We start from the raw sequence: 341 nt of genomic DNA on the forward strand, positions 1-341 counted from the left end.
GCAGCTGATGTCCAGCGGGCGCGGTCTTGTGAAAAATAATTACCAGCACCGCCGACAGCCTCGGTTCGGACCCCAAAGTAGCTCAGAACCAGGTTCGTCAGCGGTGTGGCATTCCAGCTGTTCGTGTGGACGTACAACAGGGACTGCTTTCGGGCGGCAACACTATTGAGGGCGGCCTGAACGGCTGAATCGCTGAACGTGCCGCTGGATCCTGTAACGACCAGCTGCGCTGCAGATAAACATTCGGCCAGCTGTGCTTCATCCGTGCAGAGTCTGAAATCGGCCTTCGGGTAGCGGCCGGCCAGCCAGTTTTTTGACTGCTGATACTGACTGGCGCTGAT

General features: G+C 57.8%; 1 protein-coding gene. It reads right to left on the minus strand.

The genetic code is table 11. The features are described 5' to 3' along the window. Positions 1-341, minus strand: a 341-nt coding sequence (locus ACYP03_RS25000; protein ID WP_459782526.1) for a hypothetical protein, incomplete at both ends; no start/stop codon positions are given.

Source organism: Photobacterium sp. R1 (assembly GCF_054600795.1).